The organism is Arthrobacter sp. fls2-241-R2A-200, from assembly GCF_030209745.1.
GTDB lineage: Bacteria > Actinomycetota > Actinomycetes > Actinomycetales > Micrococcaceae > Arthrobacter.
In genome coordinates, this window is sequence record NZ_JARVRJ010000010.1 from 108353 (window position 1) to 129317 (window position 20965).

17 protein-coding genes are annotated in these 20965 nt (G+C 62.6%); 9 read left to right on the top strand and 8 right to left on the bottom strand.

Going from position 1 to position 20965, the window contains the following annotated elements; genetic code table 11:
* Nucleotides 1-45: 45 nt before the first annotated feature.
* Entirely contained in the window at nt 46-549 is a 504-nt protein-coding gene (gene nrdR / locus QRN42_RS12855) for a transcriptional regulator NrdR (protein ID WP_284976105.1), read from the top strand.
* A 52-nt stretch (nt 550-601) separates the two neighbouring features.
* Here the strand turns inward: nrdR and ppgK are convergent, their stop codons facing one another.
* A complete protein-coding gene (ppgK, locus tag QRN42_RS12860; RefSeq protein ID WP_410550077.1) occupies nt 602-1405 on the bottom strand; it encodes a polyphosphate--glucose phosphotransferase in 804 nt (267 codons plus the stop codon).
* A 68-nt stretch (nt 1406-1473) separates the two neighbouring features.
* Nucleotides 1474-2352 (bottom strand): type I methionyl aminopeptidase, encoded by an 879-nt coding sequence (gene map / locus QRN42_RS12865; protein WP_284979556.1) that lies wholly within the window; start codon nt 2350-2352, stop codon nt 1474-1476.
* Between the two features lie 106 nt (nt 2353-2458).
* Here map and QRN42_RS12870 point away from each other — a divergent pair, with 106 nt between their 5' ends.
* The gene (locus QRN42_RS12870) at nt 2459-2623 is read left to right on the top strand and encodes an SPOR domain-containing protein (RefSeq protein ID WP_284976102.1); all 165 of its coding nucleotides are present in this window, start codon (nt 2459-2461) and stop codon (nt 2621-2623) included.
* Nucleotides 2624-2650: 27 nt separating this feature from the next.
* Here QRN42_RS12870 and panB read toward each other — a convergent pair whose 3' ends face one another.
* Nucleotides 2651-3556, bottom strand: coding sequence for a 3-methyl-2-oxobutanoate hydroxymethyltransferase (gene panB, locus QRN42_RS12875; RefSeq protein WP_284979558.1), 906 nt, complete (start codon nt 3554-3556; stop codon nt 2651-2653).
* 189 nt (nt 3557-3745) lie between these two features.
* Here panB and glnA (QRN42_RS12880) point away from each other — a divergent pair, with 189 nt between their 5' ends.
* The 4 genes from glnA (QRN42_RS12880) to QRN42_RS12895 are packed head-to-tail and all read left to right on the top strand — an operon-like array spanning nt 3746 to nt 8989.
* On the top strand, nt 3746-5086 hold the full coding sequence (gene glnA, locus QRN42_RS12880; protein ID WP_284979559.1) for a type I glutamate--ammonia ligase: 1341 nt from the start codon (nt 3746-3748) through the stop codon (nt 5084-5086).
* Between the two features lie 9 nt (nt 5087-5095).
* On the top strand, nt 5096-8107 hold the full coding sequence (locus QRN42_RS12885; protein WP_284979560.1) for a bifunctional [glutamine synthetase] adenylyltransferase/[glutamine synthetase]-adenylyl-L-tyrosine phosphorylase: 3012 nt from the start codon (nt 5096-5098) through the stop codon (nt 8105-8107).
* Nucleotides 8108-8141: 34 nt separating this feature from the next.
* A complete protein-coding gene (locus QRN42_RS12890; RefSeq protein ID WP_284979561.1) occupies nt 8142-8741 on the top strand; it encodes a GNAT family N-acetyltransferase in 600 nt (199 codons plus the stop codon).
* A 32-nt stretch (nt 8742-8773) separates the two neighbouring features.
* A complete protein-coding gene (locus QRN42_RS12895; protein WP_284979562.1) occupies nt 8774-8989 on the top strand; it encodes a death domain-containing protein in 216 nt (71 codons plus the stop codon).
* A gap of 558 nt (nt 8990-9547) precedes the next feature.
* Here the strand turns inward: QRN42_RS12895 and glnA (QRN42_RS12900) are convergent.
* Nucleotides 9548-10972 carry a type I glutamate--ammonia ligase gene (glnA, locus tag QRN42_RS12900; RefSeq protein WP_284979563.1) on the bottom strand — a complete coding sequence of 475 codons (1425 nt, stop codon included), beginning with the start codon at nt 10970-10972 and terminating at the stop codon, nt 9548-9550.
* Between the two features lie 312 nt (nt 10973-11284).
* Here glnA (QRN42_RS12900) and QRN42_RS12905 point away from each other — a divergent pair, with 312 nt between their 5' ends.
* A complete protein-coding gene (locus tag QRN42_RS12905) occupies nt 11285-11722 on the top strand; it encodes an RDD family protein (protein WP_284979564.1) in 438 nt (145 codons plus the stop codon).
* 83 nt (nt 11723-11805) lie between these two features.
* Here QRN42_RS12905 and QRN42_RS12910 read toward each other — a convergent pair whose 3' ends face one another.
* From QRN42_RS12910 to lipB, 3 genes are all read right to left on the bottom strand, one after another.
* Entirely contained in the window at nt 11806-12567 is a 762-nt protein-coding gene (locus QRN42_RS12910) for a DUF4191 domain-containing protein (RefSeq protein ID WP_284976077.1), read from the bottom strand.
* 115 nt (nt 12568-12682) lie between these two features.
* Nucleotides 12683-13690 (bottom strand): lipoyl synthase, encoded by a 1008-nt coding sequence (gene lipA / locus QRN42_RS12915; RefSeq protein WP_284979565.1) that lies wholly within the window; start codon nt 13688-13690, stop codon nt 12683-12685.
* Nucleotides 13687-14355, bottom strand: a complete 669-nt coding sequence (gene lipB, locus QRN42_RS12920; protein ID WP_284976075.1) for a lipoyl(octanoyl) transferase LipB — start codon at nt 14353-14355, stop codon at nt 13687-13689. The genes lipA and lipB overlap by 4 nt, the downstream gene beginning before the upstream one ends.
* 151 nt (nt 14356-14506) lie before the next feature.
* Between lipB and QRN42_RS12925 the strand changes: the two genes are divergently transcribed.
* The gene (locus QRN42_RS12925; RefSeq protein WP_284979566.1) at nt 14507-16252 is read left to right on the top strand and encodes a serine/threonine-protein kinase; all 1746 of its coding nucleotides are present in this window, start codon (nt 14507-14509) and stop codon (nt 16250-16252) included.
* A gap of 80 nt (nt 16253-16332) precedes the next feature.
* Here the strand turns inward: QRN42_RS12925 and QRN42_RS12930 are convergent, their stop codons facing one another.
* Nucleotides 16333-17232, bottom strand: coding sequence for a TIGR01777 family oxidoreductase (locus QRN42_RS12930; protein WP_284979567.1), 900 nt, complete (start codon nt 17230-17232; stop codon nt 16333-16335).
* An 85-nt stretch (nt 17233-17317) separates the two neighbouring features.
* Here QRN42_RS12930 and QRN42_RS12935 point away from each other — a divergent pair, with 85 nt between their 5' ends.
* On the top strand, nt 17318-20938 hold the full coding sequence (locus tag QRN42_RS12935; protein WP_284979568.1) for a S41 family peptidase: 3621 nt from the start codon (nt 17318-17320) through the stop codon (nt 20936-20938).
* The last annotated feature ends 27 nt before the right edge of the window (nt 20939-20965 follow it).

Here is a 20965-nt window from a genome sequence, read left to right on the forward strand (position 1 = left end):
CGGCGCCCTGCCCACAGACGTCCGGAACTGTGGGGGAGGCCCAGCATGTATTGCCCGTTCTGCCGGAACCCCGACTCCCGCGTCGTGGACAGCCGTATGGCGGACGACGGTACTTCCATTCGACGTCGGCGGCAATGCCCTGAATGCGGCCGTCGGTTTACAACGGTGGAGACCACCAGCCTGTCCGTTATCAAACGCTCCGGTGTTGGCGAGCCCTTCAGTAGGATCAAGGTCATCAGTGGCGTCCGGAAGGCGTGCCAAGGGCGTCCCGTCACCGAAGACGATCTGGCCATGCTGGCCCAAGAGGTCGAAGAAAACATCCGCTCATCGGGTGCAGCCGAAATCGACGCGCACGAAGTAGGCCTGGCCATCCTGGGCCCGCTCCGGAAGCTCGATGAAGTCGCCTACCTCCGGTTCGCCAGCGTCTACCAGGCATTTGAGTCCTTGGAGGACTTTGAGTCGGCGATCTCCTTGTTGCGGCACGAGGCCCAAGACCATGCCAAAGCGGTGAACTCAGAAGCAAAAGGTACTGAGAAAAGCCAGCTTTAGCTCCGGGCGGCCGCGGACACGAATCCGCAGCCGCCGGAGAAGTATCCGAAGCCTACTTGGCGAGCTTGTGATGCAGGGCCACCTCGAGCGCTGCACCCACGATGCCGGCATCGTTTTTCAACTCTGCAGTGACGATCTTGGTCCGCAGATCCAAGTGCGGGAAGTACTCATCGGAGCGCTTGGAGATGCCGCCTCCAATGATGAAAAGCTCAGGGGAGAACAGGAACTCGACGTGCTGGAGGTACCGGTTCAGAAGAACTCCGTACTGGTCCCAGGTCAGCCCATCCCGCTCCCGGGCGACGGCGGATGCCTTGGTTTCGGCGTCGACACCGTCCACTTCGAGGTGGCCAAGCTCGGCGTTGGGAACCAGATGGCCATTGAAGATGAAGGCCGATCCAATGCCGGTGCCCAGCGTGATCACCAGGACCGTGCCGTCCACGCCTTCGCCGGCGCCATAGCGGGCCTCGGCCAGCCCGGCGGCGTCGGCGTCGTTAATCACCTCTACAGGGCGGCCAAGCCGCTTGGTGAACGCCTTGTCGATGTCGGCTTCAAGCCAGGACTTGTCCACGTTAGCCGCTGAGTGAACCACACCATGTTGGATGATGCCGGGAAAGGTGACTCCTACGGGTGATGAGGCGTCGGGTGCGTCGGGTCGGCTCGAGAGCTCGGCGACTATCTCGGCCACGACCTCCGCAACGGCCTCCGGCGTCGCCGGTTGAGGCGTCGGAACCCGGAACCGGTCACCGATCAGCTTGCCCTTTTTCAGGTCGACGATGCCGCCCTTGATTCCGGTGCCGCCGATGTCGATACCGATCAGCGGGGCGTGCTTGTGGTTTTTCTCATCCTTTTTGGACAATGCATTTCCGATCATGGCAGGAGGGATGGGCGGCGGCAGCCCCTGGGCTGCAGACACATTTCGGTAACTCAGGGAAGGGTTAAGATTTCCGCGCCGGTTTCAGTGACCAGCAGCGTGTGTTCGAATTGGGCCGTACGTTTGCGGTCTTTGGTAACCACTGTCCAGTCATCAGACCACATGTCCCATTCGATGCTGCCGAGCGTGAGCATGGGTTCGATGGTGAAAACCATGCCCGTTTCGATCACTGTGTTGTACGCCGGTGCGGCGTCGTAATGCGGAATGATGAGGCCTGTATGGAAGGCTTCACCTACACCGTGGCCAGTGAAATCCCGGACCACGCCGTAGCCGAAGCGTTTGGCGTACGACTGGATGGCTCGGCCGATTACGTTGATCTCGCGGCCCGGAGCCACGGCCTTGATGGCCCGGTTGAGCGACTCCTGCGTACGCTCAACCAACAGACGGGATTCTTCATCCACATCGCCAACAAGGAAGGTGTAGTTGGTGTCCCCATGCACCCCGCCGATGAAGGCCGTGATGTCGATGTTCACGATGTCGCCGTCTTGAACCACCGTTGAGTCCGGGATTCCATGGCAGATGACCTCGTTCAGGGACGAGCAAATCGACTTCGGAAAGCCGCGGTAGCCCAGCGTGGATGGGTAGGCCTTGTGATCGAGGAGGAACTCATGGCCAACCTCGTCCAACCGGTCCGTGGTGACGCCGGGGACAATGTACTTGCCAACTTCGACAATCGCCTGTGCGGCTATTTTGCTGGCAATCCGGATCTTCTCAATGGTCTCGGCGGACTTGACCTCGGAACCGGTGAACTTGCTGGGCGCCTTCTTGCCAACGTATTCGGGCCTGGCGATCGACGCCGGAACAGCTCGCTCAGGGCTGATGGTTCCAGGGGTGAGCGTGCCGGTAGGTGCAGTGGAAGCTGGAGAAGGCATAGATTGATCATATAAGGCCCAAGAGACGTAAGTAACAATGCCCGGCGGGGCTTCCACAGGTCCGCCGAACGTTACGCGTGCACCAACTACTGATGGAGGAGGAAAAGTGCCGGAGTACTGGTACAACGTCAACACCCACGAGATCGAAGAGGACGCCATGTCCGACTGGTCTCAGCTCATCGGCCCCTACAAAACCAGGGAAGAAGCCGAACACGCCCTGGAAAAGGTCAAGGCCCGCAATGATGCGTGGGACGCGCAGGACGAGGACTAGCCGAAACGAAGACGGGCGGGGCCCGGACTAGAAGGAGTGCTCGGGTCCAGGGAACTGGCCGGACCTTACGTCTTCCCCATAGGCCGCGGCGGCGTCGCTCAGCGTTGACCGCAGGTCCGCGTATTGCTTGACGAATTTTGCCATTTTGCCGCCGCGGAGACCGGCCATGTCCTGCCACACCAAAACTTGTCCCGTGGTGCTTTTGCCCGCGCCGATGCCAACCGTCGGCACCCGCAACGCAGCGTCGACGGCAGCGGCAGTGTCTGCCGGGACCATCTCCATGAGGACACTGAAAGCACCGGCGTCCTGCAACGCGATCGCGTCGTCAATCAGTCGCTGGGCGTCATCGCCACGTCCTTGGACGCGGTAGCCCCCGAGGGAATGCTCACTCTGGGGCGTGAATCCGATGTGCGCCATGACGGGGATGCCGGCCTGCACCATCGCAGTGACAGTATCAGCGTAGTAAGCGGTGCCCTCGATCTTAACGGCGTGGGCCAGGCCTTCCTTGAGGAACCGGACACCAGTGGCCACGGCCTGTTCGGCGGAAACTTCGTAGCTGCCGAATGGGAGATCCGCAACAATCAGCGCCCTCTTGGCCGAGCGGCTGACGGCCCTGCACAGCGGAAGGAGCTCGTCCACCGTGACGGGAAGGCTGGTCTCATTGCCGAAGACGTTATTCGAGGCTGAGTCGCCCACTAAGAGGACTTCAATGCCGGCTTGGTCGAAGATCTCGGCAGTGTACTGCTCGTACGCCGTCAGCATGGCAAAACGGGCACCGTTGTCCTTGGCCTGCTGAAGGTGGTGGATCCGGACCCGTCCGGCGGGCTTGGCGCTAGCCGCCGTCGAGCTGCTGCTTGTAGCGGCTGGGCCCGAACCGTAAGGTGCGGATACTTCGCTGGGCGTGCTGGATTCTGGAAAGTTGCTCGGGGCCATGGATAGAGCCTATGCCGTGCGTGCGGTGCCTGCCACCAGCGGGGACGCCGTCGTCGTATGTAAACGCTGTGTTACGCGAAGCCGCCAGCACCACATTGGCACTGAACTCTTAGTAGAGTGAAGGCTGAGCTGTCCTGGCTCCAATCACTGGAACCAGAGGCATGGACAATGAATTGGAAATGAGGCCCCATGGACCGCCAGCAAGAGTTCGTTCTGCGGACGATCGAAGAGCGTGACGTGCGCTTCGTACGCTTGTGGTTCACCGACGTCGTGGGTTCCCTTAAATCGGTAGCCTTGGCGCCGGCGGAAGTTGAGGGCGCTTTCGAAGAGGGCCTCGGTTTTGATGGATCGGCCATCGAAGGGCTCGCCAGGGTCTTCGAATCGGACATGCTTGCCCAGCCCGACCCGTCCACATTCCAGATACTTCCTTGGCGGGGCGAAACCGAACAGACCTCAAGGATGTTCTGCGACATCCTGACGCCCGACGGCGAGCCGTCGGCCGCTGATCCCCGCAACGTGCTCAAGAGGGCGCTCGCCAAAGCAGCTGATATGGGATTCACCTGCTATACGCATCCCGAGATCGAGTTCTACCTGTTGAAGTCCCAGGACCTGGGTTCGAACGGTGCGCCGGTGCCTGTGGACGAGGGCGGCTACTTTGACCACGTGCCAGGTGGGGTGGCCCAAGACTTCCGCCGTACTGCCGTGACCATGCTGGAATCTGTGGGTATCTCCGTGGAGTTCAGCCACCACGAAGGCGGGCCCGGCCAAAACGAAATCGACCTCCGCTATGCCGATGCCCTCCAGACCGCGGACAACATCATGACGTTCCGCACTGTGATCAAGGAAGTTGCCTTGCAGCAAGGCACCTACGCCACGTTCATGCCCAAGCCGTTCACGGACCACCCGGGTTCAGGCATGCACACGCACTTCTCGTTGTTCGAGGGGGACACCAACGCGTTCTTCGAAGCCGGTGCCGAGTTCCAGCTCTCCAAGACCGCACGCCAGTTCATTGCCGGAATCCTCAAACACGCCCCGGAATTCACGGCCGTCACCAACCAGTTCGTGAACTCGTATAAGCGGCTCTGGGGTGGCGGCGAAGCACCAAGCTACCTGAGCTGGGGCCACAACAACCGCTCCGCACTGGTGCGGGTTCCGCTGTACAAGCCGGGGAAGGGCCAGTCCGCCCGCATCGAATACCGGGGCATCGACTCCGCCACCAATCCATACTTGGCGTACGCCGTGCTTTTGGGCGCCGGTTTGAAAGGCATCGAGGAAGGCTACGACCTCCCGGCTGCAGCGGAAGATGATGTATGGTCGCTGACCACGGCCGAACGCAAGGCGATGGGACACGCCCCCTTGCCGGCAAGCCTCCACGACGCCATACGGGCCATGGAGGAATCGGAACTGGTTGCCGAAATCCTCGGCGAGCAGGTGTTTGAGCACTTCCTGCGCAACAAGCGTGCGGAGTGGCAGGACTACCGCCTGCAGGTCACCCCGTACGAGTTGCAGCGCAACCTCGGCATCCTCTAGGCAGGGCCAGTGAGCCTTGCACGTCGGCTCATTTCGGCCGGGTTCAGCGATCTTGACAAGGGCGAACGGTTCCTTGCTGCCCCCGAACTGGACGGGATCGACCAAGATGCACTCTTTGCCGGGCTCTCCGTAGCTGCCAGCCCGGATACGGCCTTGCAGTCGTTGGTCAGGCTGATCGAGAAAAGCCCCGGCCTGAAGAAGCTGGCGGCAGCCGATCTGGACACCAGTGAGCCGCTCTACCGTCTTTTGGGTGCATCCGAAGCTTTGGGGGAGTTCCTCATACGGCACCCCGAGCATCTGGACGTCTTCAACGTCCGGGTGAGCCCTGAACCGATGAGCGCCCAAGGTGCTGAGCTCCGTTCAACGATCCTCCGTTCGGTGAAAGCGGAGCCCGGTTCGCAGCGGCCCGTCGCCGGCATAACCGGCCAGCCTGCCTATGCCGCATTACGCACTGCCTACAGGCGGGGGCTGACGGAACTTGCCATCAAGGACCTGTGCGCGGCTTCTCCCCAGGACTTCATGCCAGCCGTTGGCGCGGAACTGGCGGACCTCGCCGGAGCTGCGATCGAGGCGGCCCTCGCCGTATCCCGTGCCGAGGCGGCAGAACAGTTCGACGTCGGTGATGTCGCCGACGTCGGGCTCGCTGTGATCGGCATGGGTAAGTGCGGCGCCCGCGAGCTGAACTACATCTCCGACGTCGACGTCATTTACGTTATCGAGTCCGGAACATTGGATGACGCCCGCGCTGCCACGATCGGTACCGCCTTGGCCTCGGGGCTCTCGCGCGCGATTTCTTCGCCGGCGCCTGAACCGGGGCTGTGGGAGGTCGACGCGAACCTCCGTCCCGAAGGTAAGTCGGGGCCGTTGGTTCGCACACTGCCCTCGCATCTGAGCTATTACGCTCGGTGGGCCCAAAGCTGGGAGTTCCAGGCTTTGCTCAAGGCCCGCACCATTGCCGGAGACCGGGAGCTCGGAAGCCGGTACGAGGAAGCGGTGGCTCCACTTGTCTGGGCATCGGCGGGTCGGGAAGGGTTCGTTGAGTCCGTTCAGGCCATGCGGCGACGGGTCACGGACCACATTCCGCCGGCCGAGGAGCAGCGCCAGATTAAGCTGGGCCGCGGCGGCCTCCGCGATGTCGAATTCACTGTCCAACTACTGCAGTTGGTGCACGGCAAATCAGACGAGTCGCTCCGGTGCCGGGACACCACCTCCGCCATTGCTGCGTTGTCCGCCGGTGGTTACATCGGACGGGCGGACGCCGCAGCTTTCGACGACGCATACCGTTACCTGAGATTACTGGAGCACCGCATCCAGCTGTTCCAGCTCAGACGGACACACCTGATGCCTGCGGCCGAAGATGCCCAGCGGTTCCTTGCCAAAGCCGTGCTGGGACCGTTCTCCCTGGAGCGCCCACACCCCGATCAGTTGATGGGAACCTGGCAAAAGACCAAAAGGTCCGTGCGTGAACTCCACGACCGGATTTTCTATCGCCCTTTGCTCAACACAGCCGCCAAACTCAGCAGTGAAGATGCCAAGCTCACCCCCGAGGCTGCGCAAGGCCGCTTGGCCGCCCTGGGTTACCTCGATCCGCGGGGGGCGCTCCGGCACATTGAGGCTTTGACGGCGGGCGTCAGCAGACGGGCTGCCTTGCAGCGCCAGCTCCTGCCCATACTTCTCGGCTGGCTGGCCGAAGGAGTGGATCCCGACGCCGGGCTCCTCGCTTTCCGCCGCGTCAGCGAGGCGTTGGGCACTACCCACTGGTACCTTGGCATGCTCCGTGATTCCCAGGCCGCAGCCGAACGCCTGTGCCAGGTACTGGCCAATTCCCGGCTCATATCGGACCTTTTGGAGGTATCTCCGGAATCGGTTGCCTGGCTCGGTAACGACAAGGAACTTGTACCGGTCCCCTTCGAGGCGCAGTGGCAGGAGATCAAGTCCAAACTCTCCAGGCATCCGGATCCGGAAAGTGCCATGCGGTTGGTCCGGCTCATCCGAAGGCGGGAAATCCTCAGGACAGCCATCGCGGACAGTGCCGGGTTGGTCGATCAAGACGCAGTGGGTCATGCCTTGGCTGAAACCGACCGTGCTGCAGTCCTCGGCGCCTTGCACGTTGCGGAGTCGGCAGTGGCGGGTTCGGAGCCGTTGAAGACAGATGTTCTCGTCGTCGCCATGGGACGCCAGGGCGGCCGGGAAATCGGCTACGGATCTGATGCAGACGTCATCTACGTCCATCGCGCGCGGCCGGGGTTCACCGACGCGGAAGCGCAGGAACAGGCCTCCGCAGTGGTTGCGCGGATTTCCAGTTTCCTCACTCAGCCGCTAAAGCCTGCCATCCTGGCCGAGCGGGTCCTGGTCCTCGACGCAGATCTCCGGCCGGAGGGCAAGAACGGGGCCATGGTCCGCTCCTTGGACTCCTATGCGGAGTACTACCGCCGGTGGTCACTGACCTGGGAGGCGCAGGCACTGCTGCGAGCCCGTCCGATGGCTGGTTCCGACGAATTGGCCGCGGACTTTGTGAAGTTGATAGATCCCATCCGGTACCCGGCAGAGTTGGCCGAAACTGACGTGCGGGAAATTCGCAGGATCAAGGCCCGCGTGGAGTCGGAGCGTCTTCCAAGGGGTGCCGATCCGGCCAGGCACGTGAAGCTCGGCCGTGGAGGACTCAGCGACGTGGAGTGGCTGGTGCAGCTCTTGCAGCTTCAGCACGCGGGGAAGCATCCTGACCTGCGGACCACTTCCACCATGGAAGCGCTCGCCGCAGCGGTCAAGCTTGGTTTGGTGGGCGACGACGACGCGGCGCTCCTGGAGGAGGCCTGGCAGTTGGCCAGCCGGATCCGTTCGGCAAATGTGATCGACACCGGGCGGGCCTCGGACCTGCTGCCTTCCTCCCGAAGGGACCTGGAAGCCGCAGCCAGATGGTGTGGCTACGCTCCCGGGAATGCCGGTCAGTTCGAGGAAGACTACTTGCGGGTGAGCCGCCGCGCACGCAGCGTCTTCGAGAGACTGTTCTACGGTTACTAAACGCTGTAGCCGTTGACCACAGAGGAAGACCATCATGACCGCCCATGGACCGGAATACCCACAAGACCCGCTGTACGTCGCTGACGTTGGTCTGCCGTGGGGCGATATCTGGTTGATCCCGCTAAAACTGCTCGACGACGACTCCCGGGCGATTCACCTGGGTGCGGTGGCCGAGATGGCGGTGGGGCTTCACCAACGAGCTTTTGTAGGGGACCCGTTGCGGATGATGCTCGTGGGCCTGCATGAGGCGTCAAGGCTGCCTTATGTCATTGAGGCGGAGGGCAAAACTGTTGGCGTGCTGACGTTGCAGCATGGGGCAGCGCGGATGGCGGGATGGGCCGACGACGATTCGGCCTGGTTGCTGCGGGGTTTCCTCATTGACTATGCGAGCCAGGGAAGGCGTTTGGGCTCCCGGGCAGCCGTCGCGGCAGTTGCAGAAGCGCGCAAGGTGACGGACAGGTTGCAAGGCGGGCAGGCCGGCGTCGTGCTTTCTGTCAATGAGGCCAATCCGGCGGCGTTGTCTGCCTACCGCAATGCCGGTTTCATTGACCGGGGCCAATACCTTGGCGGTAATGCTGGACCGCAACGGACTATGTACGTTCCTTTCCGTGCGTGTGGCGTCAACTCAGGTTGACGTCAGTTTGATCGTCAACTAGCGTTGACGACATGGAGGAGTATCGCATGAAGACGCTGGTGGGATCGATGGACGGCATGGGACCGGCCGAGGCCTTGTATGCAGTGGCGGAGCTGCACAAGGAAGTTGGGCGTACTGAAGCGGCTCTGGTGCGATCGGCGCGCCGGGCGGGGCTTTCCTGGGAAGCGATCGCACTCTGCCTCGGCGTCAGCAAACAGGCCGTGCACAAGAAGTACGGGAAGCAGTAGCCTTCCTGCCGGGTGCCTGCACCGGGAGGGGCGCTGACCCCCTTGTTGGTCGGCGTCACGCTCATCTAAGCTGACCTCGTGACGGTCATGCGCGACTCGGACGGTGCGGCATTCTCGAATGCCTGCTGCTTCCGCTGCGAGCAGGCGGGACCGCATTGGGCATCCCGGCACGGACAACCTGGATTCTTCGCCTGCCGGCGATGCTTTGCTACTTTTGCCGACCACGATTCCGCTGCAGGGCCGGATAACGACAGCGGCCTGACGGGCTATTCATCCACACACCGGCTCGCCGCATACACGTAGTGCCCGGAGCGGGACGACGAAAATACGAGTACACACTACTCGTGTCCCGGAAAGACGGCGCGGGCACCATGGAGGTATGACAGCCTATGTGATTGAATCCGCAGCATTGATCCACCGCTGTCAGTGCTGCGGTGAAGAAACCGAGACCCTGTTTTGCAAGGACTGCGCTACCGACGACGCGGTGGATCAGGCGCACGCAGAAAGGCCAGCCACGGTTCGTTGAACCGTGACTGGCCTTTTCGACATACGTGGCTGCTAGACGCCGTAGTAGAGCTCGAACTCGTAAGGGTTCGGGCGCAGTGACAGCGGGCGGATTTCGTTCTCGTACTTGTAGTCAATCCATGTGTCGATCAGGTCCTGGGTGAAGACGCCACCGGCCTGGAGGAATTCGTTGTCCTCGCGCAGGGCCTCGAGGGCCTCTTCCAAGGAACCCGGAGCCTTCGGAATGTCCTTGGCTTCTTCGGCGGGGAGCTCGTAGAGGTCCTTGTCGATCGGTGCCGGCGGCTCGATGCGGTTGCGGATGCCGTCAATACCGGCCATCAGCTGGGCAGCGAACGCCAGGTACGGGTTGGAGGACGGGTCCGGAGCGCGGAATTCGATGCGCTTGGCCTTCGGGTTGGTTCCCGTGATCGGGATACGGATACCTGCAGAGCGGTTGCCCTGCGAGTAGACCATGTTCACGGGGGCTTCGAAGCCCTTGACCAGTCGACGGTAGGAGTTCACGGTCGGGTTCGTGAAGGCCAGGACTGCCGAGGAGTGCTTGAGCAGGCCGCCGATGTACCAGCGCGCGGTGTCGGAGAGCCCCGCGTAGCCCTTCTCGTCGTAGAACAGCGGGTCGCCGTTGTTCCACAGCGACTGGTGGCAGTGCATGCCTGAGCCGTTGTCACCGAAGACCGGCTTCGGCATGAACGTCACAGACTTGCCCCAAGCGTCCGCGGTGTTCTTGATGACGTACTTGAACTTCTGGAGGTCATCTGCCGCGTGCGTCAGCGTAGTGAACTTGTAGTTGATCTCGGCCTGGCCGGCAGATCCAACTTCGTGGTGGGAGCGCTCGACCTCGAGGCCGGCCTTGTCCAGTTCGACGCACATGGCGTCGCGGAGGTCAGCCTGCTTATCGGTGGGGGAGACCGGGAAGTAACCGCCCTTGACGGGGGTCTTGTATCCGAGGTTTCCGCCTTCTTCCTTGCGGCCCGTGTTCCAGTGTGCTTCTTCGGAGTCGATCTTGTAGAAGCTGCCCTGCGGTGAGGACTGGTACTGGATGTTGTCGAAGACGAAGAACTCGGCCTCGGGAGCGAAGAACGCGGTATCGGCGATGCCTGTGGAAGCCAGGTAGGCCTCTGCCTTCTCAGCCACGCCGCGGGGGTCGCGGTGGTACGGGTCACCCGTGCGCGGGTTCACGATGGAGAAGTTCAGCGCGAGGGTCTTTTCAATGCGGAAGGTGTCGACGAACGCCGAGGTCACATCCGGGATGAGCTGCATGTCGGACTCGGCGATGCCCTGGAAACCGCGGATGGAGGATCCATCAAACAGTTGACCGTTGACGAAGAAGTCGAGGTCGACGCTCTTGGCAGGCACGTTGAAGTGCTGCTGAACACCAGGGAGATCGGTGAAGCGGATATCGACGAATTTGACGTCTTCGTCTTTGATGAACTTGAGGACTTCGTCCGCAGTCTTGAACATCTATGCTCCTTATGCATGTCAAGTAACAGGCCCGGAAGGCCCCGTGGTCCAGCCAAACCATAGTCCCGGGGACAAGAAATCTCCCGGGGCAATGGTTGCTGGCAACTCACACCACCATAGGGAGAAGGGATTTCCCGGGGGTGTCGGTATTGTTTCCGGCAAGTTACAGAATCGTCTGTCAGGTAAACGGTAGTTGGCTTTCCCGCGTCAGGTCCACGCGGGTCCAACCAGCGAACGCCCCACGACGCCGGTGCACGCGACTGAGCGGCTGCCGACGTCGGACGCCTGGCGTGCAGCCATTAGGCTTGGAGGGTGGTTGACAGAAAAGACATTGGCTCCTGGCTGAGTGGCCCGGACACCTCGGGCATCTCCAAATATCCCGGCGAGCGGCTCGGCCTGCCCGAGGCCGGCCCGGGCTCCATGGCGAGGGCCGGGCGGCGGATACTTGGCATCTGCATTGACTGGGCTATCGCCTTGGTGATCAGCAACTTCGCCTTCAGCGGAAATCCGTGGGCTACGCTGGCAGTTTTCGCCGTGGAACAGATCCTCCTGATCGGAACCTTGGGCTACAGCATCGGCCATAGGGTGGCGGGAATCCATGTGGTGCGCCTCGGCGGCGGCCCCGCTGGTCCCTTGGCAGCTGTCGTGCGGACTGTTCTCCTGTGTCTGGTCATCCCTGCTGTGGTCTTTGATCCTGATCAGCGAGGCTTGCATGACAAAGCCTTCAACACCATACTCATCCGGATGTAGTCGCGCGCTAAACGGCGAACAGCCCCTGATCCTCTAAGAGGGTCAGGGGCTGTTCGCTTGTGTCCTGTAAGTCTTCCGGCGTGTCAGCGCCCGCGCGCGGCCTTGCGGTCGGGCCTGGCTTTGTAAGGATCGATGCCCTTGGGGATTGGCAGCCTGTTACCCAGGGAGCTGATTCGCTTGCTGACCGCGTTCACTTCGTTTTTGGTGAGCTCGTTTTTCATCTTGCCCATGGTCTTGGCTACCTTGTTCAGCGGGACCTGGCCCTCGCCGCGTCCGGACTCAAGGACGTGGATGGTGACGTTGGGAAGGATGCGGTTGAGCCGCTTCCGCTCGGCATCCACGAGGGTTTTGACGCGGTGGGATGGGCCTTCGCTGACCAGTACCACTCCCGGACGGCCAATGGCCATGAACACCGCATCCTGGGTGCGGGGGTTGACGGCTACCGGCTGGTCCTGGGTGATCCAGCCGCGGCGGAGGGTTCCCAGCGCTGCCCCTGAGGCTCCGGGCTGATTCTCGATCTGCGCGAACGCGGCACGTTCTGCCCTGCGTGAGAGGAGGAAGATCGCCGCCAGGAGTCCCAGCGGGATTCCGATGATCAGGCCGGTTACCCAGTTCTCCAACAGATAGCCGATGACGAACGCCACAGCCACCACGGCAAGGAATGCCAGCAGCATGATCCAGACGACCTGCGGATCACTCTTGCGGGTCATGGTGAAGACTTCGGCGATCTGCTTTAGCTGGCTGGGCTTTTTGGCCTTAACCTCTTTTGGCTTTCGCTGGAAAAGCCCACGCTTTGGTGCGTCGGCCGATGAAGTCGATTTGCTGGAATCAGGGGAGTTCGCCATAGTGCCTCAATTCTACGTGATCCCAGCCCGCTGGGTGAGCGGGTCACTGTGACGCAGAAGAGTATGTGGAAGCAGAAACGGCCACGACACCAGGGTGTCGTGGCCGCCTCGATGTTTAGCTGTGTGCTGCGAGGATGGTGGAGGCTTCCTGGCGGGTGGTGCCGGAAGATTCAATGTGGGCCAGCGCCGCGGGGATCTCCCAGCCCTTCTTGCGCATCGCGGTGGCCCACAAACGCCCCGCCCGGTACGAGGACCGGACCAGCGGCCCGGACATGACACCGAGGAATCCGATCTCTTCGGCCTCGTGCTGCAGATCCACGAACTCCTGCGGCTTGACCCACCGGTCCACGGGCAAATGCCGTTCCGACGGGCGGAGGTACTGGGTAATCGTGATCAGGTCGCAGCCAGCTGCGTGCAGGTCCCGCAGGGCCTCGGAAATCTCTTCGCGGGTCTCGCCCATCCCCAGGATCAAGTTGGACTTGGTCACCATGCCCAAGTCGCGGCCCTGGGTGATGACATCGAGGGACCGCTCATACCGGAAAGCCGGACGGATCCGCTTGAAAATCCTCGGCACGGTTTCAACGTTATGGGCGAACACCTCGGGCTTGGAATCACAAATAGCCGCGATGTGCTCGGGTTTGCCCGAGAAGTCAGGGATCAGCAGTTCAACGCCGGTTCCGGGATTCAGTTCGTGAATCTTCCGGACCGTCTCGGCGTACAACCACACGCCTTCATCGGCGAGGTCGTCACGGGCTACCCCGGTCACAGTGGCGTACCGCAACTGCATCGCCTGCACGGACCGTGCCACCTTGGTGGGTTCGAACATGTCCACCGGGGACGGCTTGCCCGTATCGATCTGGCAGAAATCACAGCGCCGGGTGCACTCGGACCCGCCAATCAGGAACGTGGCCTCTTTGTCTTCCCAGCACTCGAAAATGTTGGGACAACCGGCCTCCTCACACACAGTGTGCAGGCCTTCCTTCTTCACCAGGTTCTTCAGGCCGACAAATTCCGGACCCATCTGGACCTTGGCCTTGATCCACTCGGGCTTCCGCTCAACCGGGACCGCCGCGTTACGCTGCTCAACACGCAGCAACTTACGGCCTTCAGGTGCAAGTGTCACTGGAGGGCTCCTTCTGGCGCTGATACGAGGGCGTCCTCGTGCTTGCGGAACTCTTCCACGAAGCGGTCAATAATGTCGGCCGGATTGATGGTCTTTCCGGTTTCGATCGACATGGTGGTCACGCTGGCGTCGGTGATGCCGCAGGCGATGATCTGTTCATACGGGGCGAGGTCGTTGCTGCAGTTGATGGCGACGCCATGCATAGTGACCCCCTCCAACACGCGAATGCCTATGGCCGCGATTTTCCGGTCAGGGCCCTTGTCATCAGCGAGTACCCAGACGCCGGCCCGCCCCTTGACCGTCACCGCTTTGATCCCGTAGTCGGTCATCACAGCAATCATGATGGCCTCGAGGCGCTCCACGTAGTCACGGATACCGGCCCGGTTCTTCAGTTTGAGGATGGGATACGCGATGAGTTGGCCAGGTCCGTGCCACGTCAACTTTCCGCCCCGGTCCACGGGAACCACAGGAGTCCCGTCAAAGGGACGTTCGTGGTCCTCGGTGAGTTTGCCGGCCGTATAAACGGCGGCATGTTCAAGGAGGAGGACAGTGTTGTCATTCTCGCCCGCAACAACCTTGTTGTGGATCTCGCGCTGCAGGTCCCAGCCCTGCATGTAATCCACGAAATCCGGGGCAAGACCCAGCTGTGAAAACTCAAGAGTCATGCGTCCAAGCTTAGACCCAGCAGCGGAGTCGCCATGGTTTTGTGGTGAACCTCTCAGTCGCATCCAGCCGGGCCCTGTTCTGATGACGGGCACAGAGCGGCGCCTGTGGATAACTTCTGCGCGAGATCAGGCGGTCCGGTAAACCTTGACCATGGACAATGTGGATTCTGCCGCTGGCGCGGCGCCCATACTGCCGGGCTATTCGGTGTCGCGCCGATTGGGTCAGGGCGGCCAATCGTCAGTGTGGCTTGCCACCAGGGACAGGGACCGGTTCCCGTTCGCGGTCAAATACTCCCGTGCCGGTACTCACGACCCAGATTCGGCGGGGAACGCGGGTGACCTTGACGCTGTGCTCGGTGAAGCGCGGCTCCTCTCTCGAGTTCAGCACGACCACTTGGTCCGGATACACGATGTCCTTGAGATTAACGATGACCTCGAGCCAGGGCCCAGGCCCGGAACCGCCCTGGCCGTCGTCATGGATTACGCGGCGGGTGGCTCGCTGGCCAATCTGGTGGCAAGTCGAGGGAAGCTCACCATCGGCGAAACAGTCACGGTGCTGGTTCCTGTCGCCCAGGTTCTGTCTTTCCTCCATGCGCAGGGGATCGTCCACGGAGACGTTTCGCCGGGCAATGTTCTCTTCAGCGCCTCAGGTAAGCCGCTGCTTGCAGACTTGGGCCTGGCCCGGGTATTGGGAGGCTCCGAGCGGGATTCCGACGTCGGTACAGCGGGCTTCATTGACGTTCCTGAAGCAGCGCGCCGTCAGGAACCGTACATCGGGGCTTTGCGGCCTCATCGGGACATCTACTCATTGGGCGCCCTTGCTTGGTTCTGCCTGACGGGAAGAAGCCCGGAGTCCACGATGCACCGCCCGCCGTTATCCCTCCTGGTACCCGATGTGCCGAAGGCTTTGGCGAGTGTTGTGGAGAGCGCCCTGAACGAGGATCCCAGCGCACGCCCCGAGGGCCGGGAATTCGCGACGGCGGTCTTCCGGACTGCGGCGCCCGAGCCGTTGGATTTATCAGGAGTGGTCCACTCGTCCGTCCTCCCCGATTTAGTGACCAGCCGCCAAGCTGTGGCTCGCTCCGGGGCAATGGTCTCATCAGTATCAAGACTGCTGCTCCGCTTCCGCAGCCTGCCCCTGTCGCGAGGTCTGCCCCAGTGGCGAAGCCTTTCCCAGTCGCTGAGCCGGACGCCGGTTGCCGGAGCGGGACGGCGGATTGATACAGACGCGAAGGTGGGGACGAAGCAGGAGGGCGCCGAGGGGCGGCCCGTTGACCGACGTAGGCGCCACCTGCAACGGCGGTGGTACCACCCCCGGAGTTTTCGAGTGATGCTTGGCTTGCTCGTGGCTGCCGTGCTCACTGTAGGGACAGTCGCGTGGGCTTCTGCGCAGGGGGACCGGTTTCCAGCACGTGAACCGCAGGCCAGCGCCCTGCAAACCGGGGCAGCCGCGGAGTCGAAGGCCAACGGCATTCCGGAGCTGCTGGAAACGCAACGTCGTTCCGAGGATCCCGTCATTGCCGTGCAGGCGCTGTCCGCGCTGCGCGACCTTGCTTTGAGCCAACAGCGGCCCGAACTGTTAGGGCTGGTCAACGCGCCCGGGTCCACCGCCCAAAGTGCCGATTCCGCGCTGGCAGCGCGACTCGCCAATGACGGCACCCGGCTTACGGGTCTCACGACGGCGGTCACTGACGCAGCCGTCGTCGGAACGCCCAGGCCGGACGACGCCGTGGTCACCCTGACCACGGCTCTGTCCGGCTATCAGGAAACGACCGGTGCCGGCGTCGTCGTCGCGACGCACGGCGCTGGGTCGCGGCAGCATCTTCGACTGCATCTGGTGCGCTCCGCCAACCTTTGGTATGTGGCGGATGTAGAGGATCCTCTCCCCGGCGGTTGACTGGCCGGACTACGTTCTTGGGCTAAGTTCTCGGTTCTTGGGCTAGGGTCTCGGTTCTTGGGCTGGGGTCTTCCTGCCCGTCAGTGCGTCGACGCCGTGCTCAACCAAGACATCGCGTCTGCCAAGGAAGGGTGCTGCCACTGGAATCCAGCCTCGGCCAGCCGGGCTGGCTCCATCCGCTGGTTGGCCAAAACCAGCTCATTCGCAAGCTGCCCCAGAACGAGCCGAAGTACTGTCCGGGGTACCCGCAGAAAGGCCGGGCGGTGGAAGGTTTTTGCGAGCTGGGAAACGATAGTGTTGACGTCCGCGCTTTCCGGCGCGCAGAGATTGACGGGCCCCTCAAGGTCCGAGGTGAGGAGGTAGGCCAGACCAGCCACCTCATCAGCCAAGGTAATCCAAGGCCAGTACTGGCACCCGTCGCCGAAAGGCCCTCCGATACCTAGCTTCAAGAGCGGCAGGAGCGGGCCAAGTGCGCCGCCGTGGGTGCTGAGCACCACGCCCGTGCGCGGGGTGGCAACTCGCACGCCCGTCGGCGCCGTGTGGGCCGCGCGTTCCCAGTCCACGCACAAGGGGCCCAATACTCCACCACCGGGGCCAGCGTCTTCGCGCAGCACACCCTCGCTGGAAGCTCCGTAATACCCGGAAGCTGACTGGCTGATAAAGGCCGCCGGCGGGTTGCTGAGTTGGCGCATGGCAGCGGTGAGGGTGTTCGTGGGCTGAAGGCGCGAGTCGCGGAGGACCTGGATACGATGCTTTGTCCAAGGCCGGTCCCCGATGCCGGCGCCCGAGAGGTTGACCACCGCATCAGCCCCGTCGAGGGCGGAGGGGTCGAGCTCTCCTTTGGCCGGATCCCACGTTCGTTCCCCTGATGAGCGGGCAGGGCGCCGCACCAAGCAGATGACCTCGTGGCCGATCGCGGTTAACTGTTCCGACAAGGCCGTGCCGATCAGTCCGGAAGCTCCTGACACTACTATTCGCATGACCCATCTCACCATGTGTGTGGCCCGTGGCCGAAACGCCTCCGCGTGCGGCGGGCGTTAGGCGTGTCGTGACTATGATCGAACAATGACCTCCTCCAGCTACCTTCGTTTCCCGCATGTGTTCGGCGACCTGGTCACCTTCGTGGCCGAGGACGACGTCTGGATAGCGCCAAGCTCCGGCGGCCGCGCCTGGCGGGTCTCCTCCCAACAGTTGCCAGCACGGAACCCACGGTTCAGCCCGGACGGGAAGCAACTCGTGTGGACGGCTGTGGTGGGCACCTCGCCGGAGGTTGTCACTGCCAACGTCGACGGCGGCGGTTACAGGCAGTTGAGCTACTTCGGCCACAGCACGACGAAAGTCAGGGGATTCACATCCTCCGGCGATGTAGTGGTGACCAGCGCGTTCCAGCAGGCGGAGAGCCGCCACACGCATGCATACAGCCTGCCCCTCACCGGTGGTGCCGCCGTCGAGCTTCCCTTCGGTCCGGTTGAGTCGGTCGCGTTCGGGCCCGAGGTTGGCGACGAGAAGCCAGTGGTGCTGGCCAGCGTCCTGTCACGTGAGCCCGCGTGGTGGAAGCGCTACCGCGGCGGCACTGCCGGCAAGTTGTGGATCGACGCCGACGGCAACGGCGAATTCGAACGCCTCGTGCCCGAACTTGACGGCAACCTGACCGATCCGCTGTGGGTCAGGGGACGGATCGCGTTTCTTTCGGACCATGAGGGATACGGCAACCTCTATTCCGTGCTGCCGGATGGTTCGGACCTGCGCAGACACACCGACCACCAGGACTTTTACGTCCGGCACGCCAGCACTGATGGCACCCGTGTCATCTTCGAGTCCGCTGGCCAACTGTGGATGCTTCCTTCCCTTGAACCTGGTGTGGAAGCGGCGCGCATAGAGGTAAATCTGGGCTCGGCTTCGCCGGGCCGTCGTCCCGCTCCGTTGAAGGTACAGGCACATCTCGGCGACGTCGTTCCGAGCCACGCAGGTACGGCAAGCGCCGTGGAGACGCATGGAACCCTTCACTGGCTCCGTCACAAGGACGGCCCATCACGGGTGGTTGAAGCAACCCCGGGGGTCCGCGCCCGCCTGCCACGACCACTGAACGACGGCCGGATCGCCTATGTCGCTGACCACGGGGGAGTGGAAGCCCTCTACATCAAGCCGGTCATTTCCCGGCCGGTGGCAGCAGCACCGGAGCGGCCGCCCGTGGAGGCCGCTGCTTCCTCGCCCGCTGTTTCGGGGGTAGCGGCAGAGCAGTTGCCCAAGCCGGTCTCTGCGTCCAATGTGCTGGGACAGAAGGGGCCGGAACAAAAGGGGCTGGAACAAAACGGGCCCCGACGGGACGCCGCGAACGTTCCGGCGTCAGAATCCGGCGGGAACGTCAACCAATCGGCAGACTCCGACTCGGCAAACGCCGACTCGGCAAGCAACATACCAGCCAGCAACGAACCGTCCGCGGACACCTCCAGTGGAGCCGCAGGCGGTCAGGCGACCGAGAACCGTTATCCCACACCCGGTGTCGACACTTCGGAAGGTCTCCGGATCGAGTTCCCGACTCCTACCCGCACCAGCGCGCTCGCAGCCAGCCCTGACGGTCGTTGGTTGGCGGTCGGCACCTCCTTCGGCGATGTCTTTGTTGCCAATACTTTGACCGGCGAACTTTCCAGCCTGATCAGCGTGGGCGAAGGGAGCATAGACCAACTCGCTTGGTCCGGGGACTCACAGTGGCTGGCGTGGGCTGAACCGGTGACGTCCTTCGGATCACGCACGAAGCTGCGCATGACCCGCCCGGCCGATCCGGACTCCGTCATCGTCGATGTGACCGATGGTCGCTTCTGTGATGACTCGCCGAGCTTCACGCCGGATGGAAAGTTCCTTGCGTTCCTTTCCAACCGGAGCTTCGACCCCGTTTATGACGGACATGCTTTTGATCTGTCTTTCCCCAGCCCTATCAAGCCGTATCTTGTGGCCCTGGCCGCCGATACACCTTCCCCGTTCGGGCCAAGCGTTGACACGCTCGACGCTACCGAAGCGCCGGAGCCTGAAGGGCAGGAGCCGTCCGACGACGGTACTCCCGCGGTGAAGGTCGACGCCGAAGGGCTGGCCCACCGCGTCATCACGGTCCCCGTGCCCCAGGGCAACTATTCCGACTTGGCAGCTGTAGAGGGCGCCCTGCTGTGGCTCGACAACGAACTCTCCGGTGTGACCGGTGAAGGCAAGGGATCCCTGCAGGACAAGGCCTCCCCGCCGTCGCTGGTCCGCTACGACCTTGGCAAACGTAAACCAGCCACGCTCGTATCCGCGGTGGACAGGTACCGTGTGTCCGGAGACGGTCAGCGGGTAGTTTTTGTCCTTGGCCAGCAGGTCAGCTCCGTGCCTGCCGACAGCAAGGTCGACGACGATTCCGAAGAGCTGGTCAAGGTGGATCTCACCCGGATACGGGTGATTCTGGATCCGGTGTCCACCTGGAAACAGGCCTTCGATGAAGCATGGCGTTTGCAGCGTGACTTCTTTTGGGCCCCCGACATGGCAGGACTGGATTGGGGCTCCATTCATCAGAGGTACAGGCCAATTGTGGACCGCCTTGGCTCCCATGATGACCTCGTTGACCTCCTGTGGGAGATCCACGGCGAGCTCGGGACCTCCCACGCGTATGTGAAACCCGCACTTGTCACCGAACCGGGCTGCACCGGCCAAGGAAGGCTCGGTGCCGAATTCCGGTTCGGCTCCCTGGGCTGGGAGATCACACGTATTTTGGCAGGTGAGTCCTCGGACCCCCTAGCGACCTCGCCCCTGACGCGACCGGGAGTCAACGCCAAGGTGGGCGACGTCTTGCTGGCGATCGACGGCGTCGAACTTTCCGCGGCTGTGACACCGGCCATGCAGTTGGTGGGAGCGGCAAGCCGTAGCGTCGAGTTGACGTTGTTGAACGGCGACGAGCACGGTTCAGATGCCCGGGCTCAACGTCGTGTTGCTGTGGTGCCTATCCGTGACGAAGAACGGCTCCGCTACCAGGAGTGGGTCCGCGGTAACCGACGCACTGTCCGTGAAGCGTCTGAAGGTAAATTCGGTTACCTCCACATCCCGGACATGATGGCCCACGGTTGGGCGCAGCTGCACCGGGACCTCGACACGGAAACGTCCATGGATGGCTTGATCGTGGATGTCCGCCGCAACCGCGGCGGCCACACCTCGCAGCTCGTGGCCGAACTCATTGGCCGCAAGGTGACGGGTTGGAGCATGCCTCGCGGCGAGAAGCCGCGGACCTACCCGCACCATGCACCGCGGGGACCGGTGATCATTCTTGCTGACGAGTTTGCCGGCTCCGACGGCGACATCATCACGCAAGTTTCCAAACTGCGCGGAATCGGCCCAGTGATCGGCACACGGACGTGGGGCGGCGTAGTGGGCATCGATAACAGGTTTGCCTTGGCCGATGGAACGGGAGTCACCCAGCCACGCTACGCAACGTGGTTTTCCGGGGGCATCGGGTGGGACGTCGAAAACAGGGGTGTCGACCCGGACATTGAGGTACTTTTCCCGCCACACGCTTACGCCGCAGGGACTGATCCCCAGCTTGAATACGGCATAGGCGCACTGAAGGAAATGGTCCAGGAATTGCCTACCGACCGTCCTCCGGTCCGTGAGGGATACCGTCGCGTCCGTCCGGAACCGTTGCCTTCCCGTCCCCAGAACGGCTAGGTTTCAACGTTCCAACAAAAGAGCCCC